This window comes from Brevundimonas basaltis (assembly GCF_014202075.1).
GTDB classification, from domain to species: Bacteria; Pseudomonadota; Alphaproteobacteria; order Caulobacterales; family Caulobacteraceae; genus Brevundimonas; species Brevundimonas basaltis.
In genome coordinates this window covers 588,453-603,180 of the sequence record NZ_JACHFZ010000001.1, presented here as the reverse complement: position 1 = coordinate 603,180, position 14,728 = coordinate 588,453, and the positions used below count along the sequence as shown (strand labels likewise).

The window sequence follows — 14,728 nt, the reverse complement described above, 5'->3', positions numbered from 1 at the left end:
AATGGCCGACTACGACTACGACCTCTTCGTCATCGGCGCCGGCTCGGGCGGCGTCCGGGCGGCGCGGCTGACCGCCCTCGGCGGCAAGCGCGTGGCCATCGCCGAGGAGTTCCGGGTCGGCGGCACCTGCGTCATCCGCGGCTGCGTGCCCAAGAAATTCATGGTCATGGCTTCCGAGGTCAGCCACGCCCTCGAGATCGCCGAAGGCTACGGCTGGTCGTTCGACAAGGCGGAATTCGACTGGCCGACCTTTCTTGAGGCCAAGGACGTCGAAATCGCCCGCCTGTCCGGCATCTACGCCGCCAACCTCGGCAAGGCGGGGGTCGACCTGTTGCACGGTCGCGCCGTCCTCAAGGATGCCCACACCGTCGAGGTGACGCACCGCGACGGCGGGGAGAGCCAGACCATCACGGCGGAGAAGATCCTCATCGCCACCGGCGGCCGCCCGTGGAAACCCGAGGACCTGCCGGGGGTCGAACACGCTATCACCTCGGAAGAGGCCTTCCACCTGCCCGAGCTGCCCAAACGCATCCTGATCGCCGGCGGCGGCTATATCGCGGTCGAGTTCGCCGGCATCTTCGCCGGCCTCGGCGTCGAGACCACCCTGATCTATCGCGGTCCCAACATCCTGCGCGGCTTCGACGACGACGTCCGCGCCCATCTGGCCGGCGAGATCGAGAAGCGCGGGATCAAGGTCATCCTCGGCTGCCAGCACACGTCGCTGGAGAAGACCGCAGACGGCATCGTCAACCACCTCGAGAACGGCATGAGCCTCGAGACTGACGTCGTCATGTTCGCCACCGGCCGCGTCCCCCACGTCAAGGACCTCGGCCTGCAAACGGCCGGGGTGAAGATCGACGACAACGGCGCGATCTGTGTCGACGCCTTCTCGAGGACCAGCGCCGACAACATCTGGGCCATCGGCGACGTCACCGACCGCATGAACCTGACCCCCGTCGCGATCCGCGAGGCCGTCGCCTTCCACGAGACCGTCTACAGGAACAACCCGCAGCATTTCGACTACGAGGCCGTCGCCACAGCCGTGTTCAGCCAGCCGCCGGTCGGCGTGGTCGGCCTCAGCGAGAGCGAGGCGCGCCATGCCTGCCCCGGCGAGGTTGACGTCTACGTCACCCGTTTCCGGCCGATGAAATACGCCTTCACCGGCTCGGACGAACGGATGCTGATGAAGCTGGTCGTCGACGCCACGTCCCAGAAGGTCGTCGGCGTCCACATCGTCGGCCCCGAGGCGCCCGAGATGATCCAGATCGCCGCCATCGCCGTGAAGGCCGGCCTCACCAAGGCCCAGTGGGACGCCACCTGCGCCGTCCATCCGACCATGGCCGAGGAACTGGTCACCCTGAAAGAGAAACAGTCCCCGGACGCGCGCGCGGGGTAGGGCGCCGCCCGGCTTCGGCCGGCTGGTTCGTCACAACGACCACGGCGAAGCGAAGCCACAACGGACACGACGGGAACGAGCCCCGCTTCGCCTTCGCGGGCCCTTGCCCGCCATCCATCGACTGAGTCTCCCTGCGTTAGCCGCCGCCCCGCCGGCCCCGTCGTGTCCGTTGTGACGAACCTCGGCTCTCAAGGGCCATGTCGCTGTGCTGACAATCCGCGAAATTATAGTCGGGTTCAGCGGACGATCTCCGGCGATATCAGCCACATAGCTGAATCTAAAATCGATCTTCCATCCGCATAAACGGGCCGGTCTACACTCTTCCCATCCCGTCGGTGGGGAGGGCGTCGGATCCACGTTCTCGATGGCGGCGGGCTGTGGTCGAGCGATGAAGCCCGGGCGACGGAGAGTCCGGGGGTCCTCGAGACGGTCGATGGATGGCCGTCGCTTGCTCGCCGCGCGCTAATGGAAGCGGGCTGCTGACGTCAGCAACATGCCGTCATGTCCGCCCCGCGTCGAAGTCAGCAATGGCGGCGGCGGTGATCCGGCAAGGCTCGAATGACAGGGCCGCCAGCCGGAGGGCGCGTGGAAAACGGCCGCGCGGGGCAGTCTGTCTCGTCGAAACGGTAAATACATCCCAACCGGGCGAGGCCCGGCTGTCCCGTGCCCTCCCCAACCGCTTTTCCCGAAGCGGCGCAGAGTCCTGCCTTTTCCCTCCCCGTCCCGGGGAGGGATGTCGACGCGCCAGCGGCGGCAGGGTGGGAGCGGCGCCGCGATCCGGACGCCGGCCCTCCCCAAGGCGGTCCCCGAAGGCTATGTACCCTCCATGCGCCAGTCCTTTGATGAAACCACCGATCCGTCCTTCGGGGCCAAACACCTGCCGCTCGTCCGCGCGAAGATGGCCGGGCAGGGCCTCGACGGCCTGCTGGTCCCGCACGAGGACGAGCACCAGAACGAATATCTGCCGGAAGCCAACGACCGCCTCGCCTGGCTGACCGGCTTCACCGGCTCGGCCGGCGCGGGGGCCGTGCTGACCGACCGGGCCGCCGTGTTCGCCGACGGCCGCTATTCGGTGCAGGTCCGCGCCCAGGTCGATCCGACGCATTTCGAGATCCTGTCGCTGGAGAACGACGGCCTCGCCGCCTGGCTGGAGACGGCGCCGAAGGGGGCGACGATCGGCTACGACCCGCGCCTGCACAGCCCGGACGCCCTGACCTCGCTGCGGCGCGCGGCGAAGAAGGCCGGCGCCACGCTGAAGCCGGTCGAGTCCAACCCCATCGACGAGGCCTGGGGCGCCGGACGCCCGGCTCAGCCGACCGCGCCCGTCACGCCGCACGAGGACCGCTACAGCGGCGAGGCCAGTGCATCGAAGCGCGCCCGCATCGGCGCCGCGATCGCCGACAAGGGCGCAGACGCCGCCGTCCTCACCGCTCCGTCCTCGATCGCCTGGCTGTTCAACATCCGCGGCGGCGATGTCATCCGCACGCCCCTGCCGCTGGCGCAGGCCATCGTGAGGGCCGACGGCGCGGCCCGCCTGTTCCTCGACCCGCGCAAGGTCACCAATGAACTCCCCGGCTGGCTGGGCGACGCCGTCACCCTCGAGGCCCCCGAGGCCCTGCCGGACGCGCTGGACGGGCTCAAGGGCCAGAGCGTGCTGATCGATCCGGGCCAGTCCCCGGCCTGGTATTTCGACCGGCTCGAGGCCGCCGGCGCGACGGTCGTGCGCGGCATGGACCCCTGCGCCCTGCCGCGCGCCGTCAAGAATCCGGTCGAGATCGAAGGCTCGCGTCAGGCCCATATCCGCGACGGCGCCGCCCTCAGCCGTTTCCTGCACTGGGTCGACACAGTCGCGCAGGAGACCCTGCCCGACGAGCGCGAGATCGCCCTGACCCTCGAGCGCTTCCGGGAGGAGACGGGCGCGCTTCAGGACCTGTCGTTCGACACCATCGCCGGCGCGGGCCCCAACGGCGCCCTGCCGCACTACAAGCCGGTGAGCCGCACCATCCGCCGCATCGAGAACGGCTCCCTGCTGCTCGTCGACGGCGGCGGCCAGTACCTGGACGGCACCACCGACGTGACCCGCACCATGGCCGTCGGCGAGCCGACCGCCGACCAGCGCCGCATGTTCACCCTCGTGCTCAAGGGCCATATCGCCATGGCCACGGTTCGCTTCCCGGCGGGCGTGACCGGCCACCAGCTCGACGCCCTGGCCCGGGTGCCGCTGTGGATGCAGGGCTTCGACTACGATCACGGCACCGGCCACGGCGTCGGCAGCTATCTGGGCGTCCATGAAGGCCCGCAGCGCATCTCCAAGGCCCCCAACAGCCAGCCGCTGCTGACCGGCATGATCCTGTCCAACGAACCGGGCTACTACCGAGAGGGTCATTGGGGCATCCGCATCGAGACCCTGCAGGTGGTCACCCCGCCGGAACAGATCCCTGGCGGCGAACGCCCCATGCACGGCTTCGAGCAGCTGACCCTCGCTCCGCTGGACCGCAAGCTGATCGACGTCGCCCTGCTGACCGCCGACGAGCGCGCCTATGTCGACGCCTACCACGCCGACGTCTGGAACAAGGTCGGCCCGCGGCTGGACGGGGAGGCGAAGGCGTGGCTGGAGCGGGCCTGCGCCCCGCTGGACCGCTAGCCGCCGATCAGCGCCAGCCACTCGTCCTCGGTCAGCACCGCGACGCCGTGCTTCTGCGCCTCGGCCAGCTTCGAACCCGCGCCGGGGCCCGCGACCAGATAGTCGGTCTTCTTCGACACCGAACCCGACACCTTGGCGCCGAGCGACTCCGCCCGCGCCTTGGCCTCGTCCCGGGTGAAGCGCTCCAGGGCGCCGGTGAAGACCACGGTCTTGCCGGCGACGGCGGTGTCGGATTTCGGCTTCTCCGCATCCTCGATCCGGTCCAATTCGGCCACCAGCGCATCGACCATGGCGCGATTGTGGGTCTCGCGGAAGAACAGCGCCAACGCCCGCGCCGCGACCGGTCCGACGCCCGCGACGCCGGCGATCTGGCCCAGCCCTTCCGACGGCCCTTCGGTGCGCGCCACGTCGGCCAGTCGCACCAGCCCGCCCCAGTCGTCGGCCAGCGTCGCCAGTCCGCGCCTCGCGGGAGCCGCGAGACCGGGGAAGGCGAGGGCGATCTTCTGGTCCAGCGACGCCTCGGGCCACGGATCGTCCGCGGGCGGCGACGCCTCGGCCAGCATGGCGACGACCCGGGGAGACACGGCATGCGCCTCGTTCAGCCGCACCCAGTCCTCGCCCGGTATACCGTCCGCCGCCGCCATGCAGGCCGCCTCGAAGGCGGTCCAGGTCTCGAACGCCCGGGCCAGCACGATCGAGGTCTGCTCGCCGATGTCCCGCACGCCCAGCCCATAGATGAACCGGTCCAGGCCGATGGTCCGCCGCGCGTCGATCCCCGCCACCAGATTGCGCACGCTGGTCTCGCCGTAGCCGTCCTCGGCGCGCAGGGCGTCCAGCTTCTCCGGGTCGCGAGCCAGCCGGAAGATGTCCGCCGGCTCGCTGATCCAGCCCCGCTCGTGGAAGGCGATCAACTGTTTCTCGCCCAGCCCCTCGATGTCGAAGGCGCGGCGACTGCAGAAATGCTTCAGGTGTTCGATGCGCTGGAACGGGCAGGCCAGTTCGCCGGTGCAGCGCCGCACCACCGACTCCACGCCCGAGGCGTTGGTCTCCTTCACCAGCGCCGTCTTGAGCGGGCAGACGCAGTTGTGCGGAAACTCGTACGGCGGGCCGCGTCCCGTCCGATCCGCATCGACCACCCCGAGGATCTGCGGGATGACGTCGCCCGCGCGCTGCAGGGTCACCGTGTCCCCGATGCGCACATCCAGCCGTTCGATCTCGTCGGCGTTGTGCAGGGTGGCGTTGCGTACCACGACCCCGCCGACGGTGACCGGGTGCAGGCGGGCGACGGGGGTGTGCGAGCCGGTCCGCCCCACCTGGATGTCGATGCCTTCCAGCACCGTCTGCGCCTGCTGCGCCGGAAACTTGTGGGCGATGGCCCAGCGGGGCGTCCGCGCCACGAAACCCAGCCGGTGCTGCCAGTCCAACCGGTCGACCTTGTAGACCACGCCGTCGATGTCATAGCCGAGCCCGGCGCGATCGACCTGCAACCCGTCGTAAAGCGCCGTCAGCCCCGAGGCGTCCTCGACCCGGCGCGAGCGGTCGTTGACCGGGAAACCCCACGACCGCAGCGCCTGCAGAGCCTCCCACTGGGTCTCTGCAAACGGCGCCGACGCCTCGCCCCAGGCGTAGGCGAAGAAGCGCAGCGGGCGTTGGGCCGTCACCGTCGCATCCTTCTGGCGCAGCGAGCCGGCGGCGAAATTGCGCGGATTGGCATAGGTCCGCGTGCCCGCCGCCTCGGCCGCCGCGTTGAAGGCGTCGAAGGCGTCGTTCGGCGCATAGACCTCGCCCCGCACCTCGATCACGGAGGGCCAGCCTGAGCCGGTCAGTCGTTCGGGAACGTCGCCGAGGGTGCGCAGATTGGCCGTCACGTCCTCGCCGGTGCGGCCGTCGCCCCGCGTGGCGCCGCGGACCAGGAGGCCGTCCTCGTAGCGCAGGCTGGCCGACAGGCCGTCGATCTTGGGTTCGGCGACGAAGGCGACGGGCTCGTCCGCGGGCAGCTTGAGAAAACGACGGATGCGGGCCTCGAAATCGGCGACCTCGCCGGCGTCAAAGGCATTGTCCAGCGACAACATCGGCACGCCGTGGCGGACCGGGGCGAATTGCGCCGACACCGCCGCCCCGACCACCTGCGAGGGCGAATCCGCCAGCGTCAGCTCAGGAAACCGGCTCTCGATGTCCAATGCTCGCCGCTTCAGGGCGTCGTAGTCGGCGTCTGAAATTTCCGGTGCATCCTGGCCGTGATAGAGGGCGTCGTGACGCGCCAGTTCGGCGGTCAGCCGTGAGAACTCGGCCCGGGCCTGGTCCTCGGTCAACTGATCGACGGCGGTATCGGCCATGGGAATCGCGTCTGCTCCATCTCTCGGCTGCCTTCTAGCACCCGGGGCGAACGCCGCGAGGGGGTGTCCGTTTCCGCGTCATGACACCACCTTAACCTGACGCCGCCGCGCCGGCCTGCTAAGCGTCGGGCAACCCACGGAGCCTTCATGCGTCACCTTCGCCTCGCCGCCCTCTCACCGCTCGCCGCCGCCCTGCTGCTGGCGGCTTGCTCGACCGGCGAACCCGCCGTCGCCCCGTCCGCGCCGCAGCCGTCAGCCATGCACGCCCAACTGCTCGAGGACGTCCGCATCCTCGCCGCCGACGAGATGCAGGGCCGCGACACCGGCGCGCCGGGCGGGGCGCTGGCCCGGGCCTACATCATCGGCCGGCTCGACGCGCTCGGCGTCACCGCCCCGCCGGTGGGCCGCGAGCAACCCTGGGAGATGCAGGGCCGCACCCGCGAGGGGCCGAAGACTTTCAACGGCGTCAATGTGCTGGGCGTCATCCCGGGAACCCGGGTCACCGACAAATACATCGTCGTCACCGCCCACTACGACCACGTCGGCGTCAACGACGGTCAGGTCTTCAACGGCGCCGACGACAATGCGTCGGGCGTCGCCACCATGCTGGCCCTGGCCGCCGACCTGAAGCGCGAGGCGCCGGAGCACTCGGTGCTGATCGTGGCGCTGGACGGGGAGGAGCGGGGCCTGCTGGGCGCCAGGCATTTCGTCGAGGCGCCGCCGGTGCCGCTCGCCTCGATCGCGATGAACCTGAACTTCGATATGACCGCCCGGGCCGAGACCGACGGCAAGCTGTGGGTCACCGGCACCTACCAGCACCCGACGTTCCGCCCGCTGCTGGAGGCCGTTCCCGCCAACGGCGCTGTGGCCCTGGCGTTCGGCAAGGACACGCCGCAGGACACCGGCGACGATAATTGGGTCAACTCGTCCGACCATGCGGCCTTCCACCGGGCGGACGTGCCGTTCCTGTATCTCGGCGTGAACTACCATCCCGACTACCACCGGCCGTCGGACGACTTCGCGACCATCACCCCGTCGGTGTTCATCAGCGCCACCGAGCTCTCGATCGCCAGCTTCCGCGCCCTGGACAGGGGTTTGAATCGCTAGGTGTAGACAGCGGACGGCCCGCATGGTCGGGTCACGCCCGGAGGGGCCCATGCACACGAGATTTCTCATCGCCGCGGCGCTTGTCGCCGGTCTCGCCGTCGCGTCTTGCGAGCGCACGTCCGGGCCGCCCGGAACGCCGGCGCCGGCCGCCTACACCCACGCCGTGACAACCGACATCTCCGGCTACTACATGCCGGCGGACCCGGTCCGGATCGGCGATTGGAGCCTCGATCACGTGTTCATCGGACAGGCGTCGGAGTTCCAGACCTGGGAGGGCGGGGCGCGCAGCGAGACGTTCGCGCCGGTCATGCTTCAGTTCGACGACGCCTCAAGCCCGATGGCTGCGACGGATCCGGGAGAGGCTCACAGCGTGACGGCCCGCGTCTTGCCGACGCGCTACGAGGTCACCGACACCGCCGTGATTTTCGAGGGACGTTCTCCCGAACTGGGACGGGTCGTCTTCGACGGGCGGCTGGATCCCGACGCCCTCGCCACCTCGAGGCGAACTCTCGGCGGCGGCGACGGCGCGGTGATGACCGGAACCCTGACGGCCGACGGGCGGACCGTGCGGGACGTCGGCCTGCGCTGGTGGATGGGCGACTGACGCCTCACCTTCCGTTGCGGATGTCCAGCTTGAGACCGAGAGCTTCCGCCAGCGCCTTGCCGCGCCGCCGGGTCTGCTCGCCAAGCAACACGTCGGCGTAGCCGTCGGAAGCGGAGAGAACCAGCACGCCGTCCGCCACCGCGATATGGGCGTTGACGAGCAATTGCGGCGACCGCCCCGACAGGTCGCAGGCGAGGCGAATGGCCAGCCCGAGAGCCCGGCCGGACGTCCGCTGTTCCTCGGTCAGCAGCCGACCCATCGTGTCGGGCTCAGGCGTGGCGGCGCCGCCGCCGTAGCGGGCATTGACGGCGGTGGCGAGGAAGGCGCGCTCTGCATGGGTCTGGCCGGGGATCGGCGCGCGCAAAACCTGGTCGAAGGCCAGTTCGATACGGTGATCCGGGTGCAGGCGGGCCCCCAGATCGGCCAGCCGGCAGGCCGCGTCGGCCAGCACCCGGTCGCGTTCGCCGCCGAAGATCGTGGGTAGGGCGTCGAAAATGGGCTGGATCCAGCCGTAAAGGGCGCCCGGCAACCCGGGTGATATCCCCTGCCGGGCCCCGAGCGCGGTGCATCCGGCCAGCAGTGGGTCAGCCGTGGCTGTCTCCTCGTCGAGGGCCTCGAACAGCAATCCCTCGCGCACCCCCCACGCCGACAGGACGATGCGCTTCAGTCCGAGACGATCGATCAGACCCTCGAGCACCAGGGCGGCATGCGGCAACGTCTCGGCCCGCTTCTTCGAAAGCCCCTTCCAGCGTTCCAGAGACGTGCGGGACGAGCGGGCGATCAGGCGGATGATGTCCCGCGCCTCATCGGCCTCCATGACGTACTGATGGACGATGTGCAGCGGATAGCGGGCGTGGCCCATGTGAACCTGGGCCAGCGTCCGCCAGGCCCCGCCGACGGCGTAGAGGGTATCGGCCTGATAGTCTCCCGCCGGTTTCAGACGGGTGGCTATCGTTTCCCTTAGCCTGCCCGGATCGATCGGACCATCGCCGGCCAGAGAGAAGGGACCCAGCGGCAGGGTGATCCCGCGGCCGACGCGGCCCTCCTCGATCCCGACCAGTTCCAGACTGGCGCCCCCGAGATCGGCCGCTACGCCGTCCGCCCGCGGCATGCCGGCGATCACGCCGAAGGCGGCGTAGCGCGCCTCCTCCTCACCGGACAGGACGCGGATGATCAGTCCTGTCTCCGCCGCCACTCGTTCGCAGAAGGACTGACCGTCGCTCGCCTCGCGCACCGCCGCCGTCGCGGCGACGAAGGTCTGGGCTGGTTTGACGCCGTCGATCACGGCGGCGAAACGCTTGAGTGCGGTCAAAGCCAACGCGGCCCCGTCTTCCGACAGCCGTCCGGTCGTGGCCATGTCACGTCCGAGGCCCGCCAGGACCTTCTCGTTGAACACGGTCCAGATGGCCCGCCCTTCCAACCGATAAAGAACCAGGCGGACCGAGTTCGACCCGATGTCGATCGCCGCGAACTCGCGAGCGGTCGGGAACGCCGGAACAGCGCCCTCCAGCATCAACGCTTCTTCCGCGAGGGTTCGTAGCTCAACTGGCCGGGCAGGGTCTTCACCTTGCGCCCGCGTCCCGACAGGCTCGGATTGGTCATGAAATATCTGTGGGCCGAGAACGGACGTTGGGCGTCGGCCGGCGTCACCCGGTTGTAGGCGCCGTCGGGATCCAGAACCCAGCTGTGGGCGTCATCCTTGAGGTTGGCCACCATGATCTGGTCCAGCACCTGGTCGTGGACGGTGGCGTTCAGCACGGGTGTCATCAACTCAACGCGCCGGTCGAGGTTGCGATTCATCCAGTCGGCGGACGAGATGAACAGCTTGGCCCTGTCGTGCGGCAGGTCGCGGCCGTTGGCGAAGGCGATGATGCGGCTGTGCTCAAGGAACCGGCCGACGATCGACTTGACCCGAATGTTCTCGGACAGGTCGGGCACGCCGGGGCGGAGGCAACAGATGCCGCGAACCACCAGCTCGATGCGAACGCCCCACTGGCTGGCGCGATACAGGGCGTCGATCACCGCCGGGTCCACCAGCGAGTTCATCTTGGCCCAGATCGCCGCCGGCTTGCCCTTGGCCGCCGCCGCCATCTCGTGACCGATCAGGTCGATCAGGGTGTCCTTCATGTTGAGCGGGGAGACGACCAGCGCCTCCAGCTCGTCGGGCGCGGCGTAGCCAGTGATGTAGTTGAAGACCCGGGTGGCGTCCCGGCCGAGCCTTGGGTCGCAGGTGAACAGGCTCAGGTCGGTGTAGATGCGGGCGGTGACCGGGTGGTAGTTGCCGGTGCCGAAATGACAGTAGGTCTTCAGCGCCTCGCCCTCGCGCCGCACGACCACGCTGACCTTGGCGTGCGTCTTGTACTCGACGAAGCCGAAGACGACGTGCACTCCGGCCCGTTCCATGGCGCGAGCCCATCGCAGGTTGGCCTCTTCGTCGAAGCGCGCCTTGATCTCGACCAGGGCGGTGACGTTCTTGCCGTTCTCGGCGGCCTCGATCAGGGCCGCCACGATCGGGCTGTCGCGTGAGGTCCGGTAGAGGGTCTGTTTGATGGCGATGACGTGCGGATCGCGCGCCGCCTGGCGCAGGAACTGAACCACCACGTCGAAGCTCTCGAACGGATGGTGGATCAGCATGTCCTTCTCGCGGACCGCGGCGAAGATGTCGCCGCCGTGGTCGCGGACGCGCTCGGGATAGCGCGGCTCGTAGCCGGGGAATTTGAGGTCGGGATGGCCCGAGGGGATCAGGTCCGAAATCTGGGCGAGGCCGAGCATGCCGTCGACGAGAACGACGTCCTGCGGCGCCGCATTCAGCTCGTTGATGATGAAGGTGCGCAGGTCGTCGGGCATCGACGTCTCGATCTTGATGCGCACCACCGATCCGAGGCGGCGCTGTTTCAGCGCTTCCTCGAACTCCATTACGAGGTCCTCGGCCTCCTCTTCGATCTCGATGTCCGAATCCCGGATCAACCTGAACACACCGCGCTCCAGCACCTCGCAGCCGGGGAACAGGTGGTCAATGAACAGCGTCAGCAGGCTTTCCAGCGCCACATAGCGCTTGCGGCCCGGCTTGGACCGTCCGTCGGTGGCCAGCGGCCAGAACCGCTTGACCTGGGTCGGCACCGGCACGAGGGCGTAGAGCATCCGGTTGTCGGATCGTCGCCGGAGCTTGAGCGCCAGGGAGAAGCCGAGGTTGGGCAGGAATGGGAAGGGGTGGGCCGGATCGATGGCCATCGGCGTCAGGATGGCGAACAACTGGCTGAGGAACTCGGGTTCCAGCCGTTCGCGCTCGGTGCGGGTGATCTTGGCGGGATCGACCACCTCTATGCCCGCCGTCGTCAGTTCCTTGCGCAGCTTGCGCCAGCGGCGCTGTTGCTCGTCCATCAGCCGCCCTGCAGCGACGCTGACCTTTTCAAGCTGCTCCGCCGGGGTCAGTCCGTCGGCGGACAAAACCCGGACCCGCTCGCGCACCTGACCCTTCAGGCCCGCGACCCGGGTCATGAAGAACTCATCCAGATTGTTGGCCGAGATGGACAGGAAGCGCAGGCGCTCCAGCAGCGGGTGCGCCGGGTTGGCGGCCTCTTCAAGCACGCGGCCATTGAACCGGAGCCAGGATATCTCGCGATTGAAGAACCTCGCCGGCGAAGCCATCAGCTCTTCCGACAGGTGCAACTGCGGGGCGCGGGAGGAGGGGACCTCTTCGCCGGTGGTGGTGTCGCTGATGGCCGCGTCGCTCATGCCTGTGGTTCTGACGCGCGCCGCGGGCGGCTGCAACCTCGATCAAGGACAGCGAAACGCCGGCCGATCGTATGACCGATCGGCGTTCCATCCGTAAGCTGACGGCTTACCAGCTCCAGGCGTCGTAGATGACGTCGATGACGTAGCCGTCGTACTCGTCGATCAGATAGATGTGGTTGTCGACCAGCACCCAGCGGGTGCCTATAGGCGGATACCCCAGTCCGTAGGTCCGCCAGTCGTCCAGCCGGTAGCGCCAGAAGATCGAGGGCAGATAGTCGCCGACCCGCCACGTCCGGTTCCAGTAGCTGCGCGGGACGTTGTAGTAGCCGTAACCGGGAGCGAAATAGAAGCCGATCCGAAGGCCGCTATAGCCACGCCAGCGCCGGTCGCTCCGCCACCAGTCACGGCCGTGCCGGCGATTCCAGTCGCGCCGCCACTGATTGCCGTCGAAACGTTGGCGGAATTCCCGGTACTCGCGGCGATCCTGGCGTCGTTCCTGGCGGTCCTCGCGCCGATCCTGCCGTCGATCCTGACGGTCATCACGGCGATCCTCGCGCCGGTCCTGCCTGTCGCCACGGCCGTCCTGCCGGTTATCAGGCCGATTGGGGCGGTCCTGCCAGTCTTCCCGACGATCTTGTCTGCGGTCCTGCCGGTCGTCGCGACGATCCTCACGCCGCTCCTGACGATCGTTGCGTCGATCCTGGCGAACTTCGGGGCGAGTCGGAGGTGCGGGCCGATCGGCGCGCCGCTCCTGGCGGTCTTCGCGACGCTCCTGCCGGTCTTCCCGGCGTTCTTGGCGCACCTCCGGACCAGCGGGTCGCTCGACGCGGGGTTGGGGCTGCGGGTTCACGCGTGGGGCCGGCGGGGGCGAGGCGTCAGCCTGGCGTTCGGCGCGGGCCTCTCTCCTTTGCTCGCGCGCCTCAGCGCGGTCCGGCCCCCCGTCCTGCGCCAGAACGGCGAGCGGGGAGGCTGCGGGGACAACGAAAGCCGCGACCGACGCGGCGACCATCAATGAGCGCTTCATTCTCGTCTTCTTCCTGCACGCCCCTGTCAGGCGGCTTGAGGCTAAGGTCGGGTCGGCATGATGAACCTTGACTGAACGGGCGCGTCAGGCGCGGGCGAAGCGGGCGTGCGACGCCCCGCCGCCATGACCGGCGGGGCGCTCTGGTGGCCGGTTCGACCAGTCTAGAATACGTCGTGCAGCACGCTGGCGATCAGCCCGGTGGCGATGGCGATCATGACGATGTCGTCGCCGGCATGAACGTAGCGATAGCCGCGCGGCGCCGGGCGCAGGCCGTAGACATACGGGTCGCGCACATAATAGCTCCGGTACGAGTGCGGCAGGTAATGACCTCGCTGCCAACGGTAGCCGTAATAGCGTGGCTCGACGCGGTAGTAGCCGTAGCTCGGGGCGTACCAGTAGCCGTTCCGCCGGCCGCGATAGTCGCGGAAGTCGTCTCGCCCGCGCCACCAGTCGCGACTGTAGCGGTCCCAGCGGCGGTCCCAATGGTGGTCGTTGCGCCGGTCCCGACGGAAGTCGCGCCGGTCTTGACGGCGCTCCTCGCGGAAATCCCTGCGATCCTCGCGGCGGTCCCGGCGGTAGTCCCGGCGACTGTCGTATTCGCCCCTGCGCCAGTCCCTGCGGTCCTCGCGGCGTTCCTGACGATATTCCCGGCGATCTTCGCGACGATCCTGGCGGTAGTCGCGGCGATCGTCGCGGCGCTCCTCACGGTCGCGGCGGCTCTGGGCCTCGGCGACCATCGGTGCGGCGGTGGTGGCCAGGGCGAGGCCAATGATCGCAGCCCTGGTGAATCGCTTCATGATCCTCTCCATCCACTGTCGGGACGGATAGGCTGAACCGGCCCGTTAATCATACGCGAGCCTGTCCGGACCGCGATGAACTGCGCCTGAACATCCCTTTCAGGTTCGCCGCAAAGCCGTTGCGCTGGGGCCTCCGCCTTCCCACGTCCGGCGTCTTCGAACCCAGGAGCGCGCCGTGTGACCCGACCGATCGAACTCTGGTACTGGCCCACGCCGAACGGCTGGAAGATCTCCATCGCCCTCGAGGAGATGGGACTGCCCTACGAGATGAAGCCGGTAAACATCGGCGTGGGCGAGCAGTTCGATCCGGCCTTCCAGGTCATCAGCGCCAATAGGCGGATGCCGGCCATCATCGACCCGGAAGGACCCGATGGGAGACCCCTGTCGATCTTCGAGTCCGGCGCCATCCTGCAATATCTCGGCGTGAAATCGGGCCGCTTCTATCCGCAGGACCCTCGCGGTAAGGCCGAGGTCGACCAGTGGCTGTTCTGGCAGGTCGGCGGCCTCGGCCCGATGGCGGGCCAGACCCATCACTTCCGCCAGTACGCGCCGGCCATGGTCAAGGACCAGCGCCAGATCGCCTACGGCGTGCGCCGCTACACTGATGAGACGCACCGCCTCTACGGCGTTCTGGACCGCCGGCTGGCGGACCGGGAGTTCATTGCCGGCGACTATTCCATTGCCGACATGGCGATATGGCCATGGATCCTGCCTGCGCTGCAGGGACAGTCCCTCGAAGAGTTCCCCGGCCTCAAAGCGTGGATGAACCGCGTCGGCGAGCGGCCCGCCGTCAGGGCAGGGCGAGCGTTGGGTGAAGACCTTCGTCGCTCGCTGACGGCCTCGGGAAGCGCGGCGGAGGAGGCCCGCAAGGTGCTGTTTGGACAGCGGGCCCTGTAACCCCCTGCAAACCGCCGGGTGACTCTTCGTTAGAAGTCGTGAATCAGAGATTTCGAAGAGATTTCAGAGGTATTTACGCGCCGCACTATTCGAGCCGGATTTGCCCGAAAGGTCGGTTCGGCCTCGTTCCTGTTAACTTTAACTTCAAACCGCGGGTATTTCATTCGTGTCAGAGGGCGGGGCCAGAA

At 68.4% G+C, this 14,728-nt stretch carries 10 protein-coding genes; 5 read left to right on the top strand and 5 right to left on the bottom strand.

Annotation, left to right across the window (positions count from 1 at the left end; genetic code table 11):
• The first annotated feature begins 1 nt into the window (after position 1).
• Positions 2–1,396 carry a glutathione-disulfide reductase gene (gor, locus tag HNQ67_RS03160; RefSeq protein WP_183252228.1) on the top strand — a complete coding sequence of 465 codons (1,395 nt, stop codon included), beginning with the start codon at positions 2–4 and terminating at the stop codon, positions 1,394–1,396.
• Between the two features lie 826 nt (positions 1,397–2,222).
• The gene (locus HNQ67_RS03155; protein WP_183252226.1) at positions 2,223–4,040 is read left to right on the top strand and encodes an aminopeptidase P family protein; all 1,818 of its coding nucleotides are present in this window, start codon (positions 2,223–2,225) and stop codon (positions 4,038–4,040) included.
• Here HNQ67_RS03155 and ligA read toward each other — a convergent pair.
• Positions 4,037–6,376 (bottom strand): NAD-dependent DNA ligase LigA, encoded by a 2,340-nt coding sequence (gene ligA, locus HNQ67_RS03150; RefSeq protein ID WP_183252224.1) that lies wholly within the window; start codon positions 6,374–6,376, stop codon positions 4,037–4,039. The two genes, HNQ67_RS03155 and ligA, sit on opposite strands and share 4 nt — an antisense overlap.
• Positions 6,377–6,523: 147 nt before the next feature.
• On the opposite strand from ligA, the gene HNQ67_RS03145 reads away from it, so the two are divergent.
• Together HNQ67_RS03145 and HNQ67_RS03140 are read left to right on the top strand one after the other, a co-directional pair.
• Positions 6,524–7,483 carry a M28 family peptidase gene (locus HNQ67_RS03145; RefSeq protein ID WP_183252223.1) on the top strand — a complete coding sequence of 320 codons (960 nt, stop codon included), beginning with the start codon at positions 6,524–6,526 and terminating at the stop codon, positions 7,481–7,483.
• A 49-nt stretch (positions 7,484–7,532) separates the two neighbouring features.
• Positions 7,533–8,087 (top strand): hypothetical protein, encoded by a 555-nt coding sequence (locus HNQ67_RS03140; protein WP_183252221.1) that lies wholly within the window; start codon positions 7,533–7,535, stop codon positions 8,085–8,087.
• 4 nt (positions 8,088–8,091) lie between these two features.
• Here the strand turns inward: HNQ67_RS03140 and HNQ67_RS03135 are convergent, their stop codons facing one another.
• The 4 genes from HNQ67_RS03135 to HNQ67_RS03120 form a co-directional block, all read right to left on the bottom strand.
• Positions 8,092–9,600 carry a Ppx/GppA phosphatase family protein gene (locus HNQ67_RS03135; RefSeq protein WP_183252218.1) on the bottom strand — a complete coding sequence of 503 codons (1,509 nt, stop codon included), beginning with the start codon at positions 9,598–9,600 and terminating at the stop codon, positions 8,092–8,094.
• Positions 9,600–11,822, bottom strand: a complete 2,223-nt coding sequence (locus tag HNQ67_RS03130) for an RNA degradosome polyphosphate kinase (protein WP_183252216.1) — start codon at positions 11,820–11,822, stop codon at positions 9,600–9,602. Before HNQ67_RS03130 ends, HNQ67_RS03135 begins: the two co-directional genes overlap by 1 nt.
• 106 nt (positions 11,823–11,928) lie before the next feature.
• Complete coding sequence (locus HNQ67_RS03125; protein WP_343054795.1) at positions 11,929–12,624, bottom strand: RcnB family protein; 696 nt, start codon at positions 12,622–12,624, stop codon at positions 11,929–11,931.
• A gap of 383 nt (positions 12,625–13,007) precedes the next feature.
• Entirely contained in the window at positions 13,008–13,643 is a 636-nt protein-coding gene (locus HNQ67_RS03120) for an RcnB family protein (protein WP_183252214.1), read from the bottom strand.
• 177 nt (positions 13,644–13,820) lie between these two features.
• Here HNQ67_RS03120 and HNQ67_RS03115 point away from each other — a divergent pair, with 177 nt between their 5' ends.
• Positions 13,821–14,540: a glutathione S-transferase N-terminal domain-containing protein gene (locus HNQ67_RS03115; protein WP_183252212.1), complete on the top strand. Its 720-nt coding sequence runs from the start codon at positions 13,821–13,823 to the stop codon at positions 14,538–14,540.
• Positions 14,541–14,728 lie beyond the last annotated feature (188 nt).

Coding starts and splice junctions, on each gene's coding strand:
- gor (WP_183252228.1), top strand. CDS start 2: ATGGCCGACTACGACTACGACCTCTTCGTCATCGGCGCCGGCTCGGGC.
- HNQ67_RS03145 (WP_183252223.1), top strand. CDS start 6,524: ATGCGTCACCTTCGCCTCGCCGCCCTCTCACCGCTCGCCGCCGCCCTG.
- HNQ67_RS03140 (WP_183252221.1), top strand. CDS start 7,533: ATGCACACGAGATTTCTCATCGCCGCGGCGCTTGTCGCCGGTCTCGCC.
- HNQ67_RS03155 (WP_183252226.1), top strand. CDS start 2,223: ATGCGCCAGTCCTTTGATGAAACCACCGATCCGTCCTTCGGGGCCAAA.
- HNQ67_RS03135 (WP_183252218.1), bottom strand. CDS start 9,600: ATGCTGGAGGGCGCTGTTCCGGCGTTCCCGACCGCTCGCGAGTTCGCG.
- HNQ67_RS03120 (WP_183252214.1), bottom strand. CDS start 13,643: ATGAAGCGATTCACCAGGGCTGCGATCATTGGCCTCGCCCTGGCCACC.
- ligA (WP_183252224.1), bottom strand. CDS start 6,376: ATGGCCGATACCGCCGTCGATCAGTTGACCGAGGACCAGGCCCGGGCC.
- HNQ67_RS03130 (WP_183252216.1), bottom strand. CDS start 11,822: ATGAGCGACGCGGCCATCAGCGACACCACCACCGGCGAAGAGGTCCCC.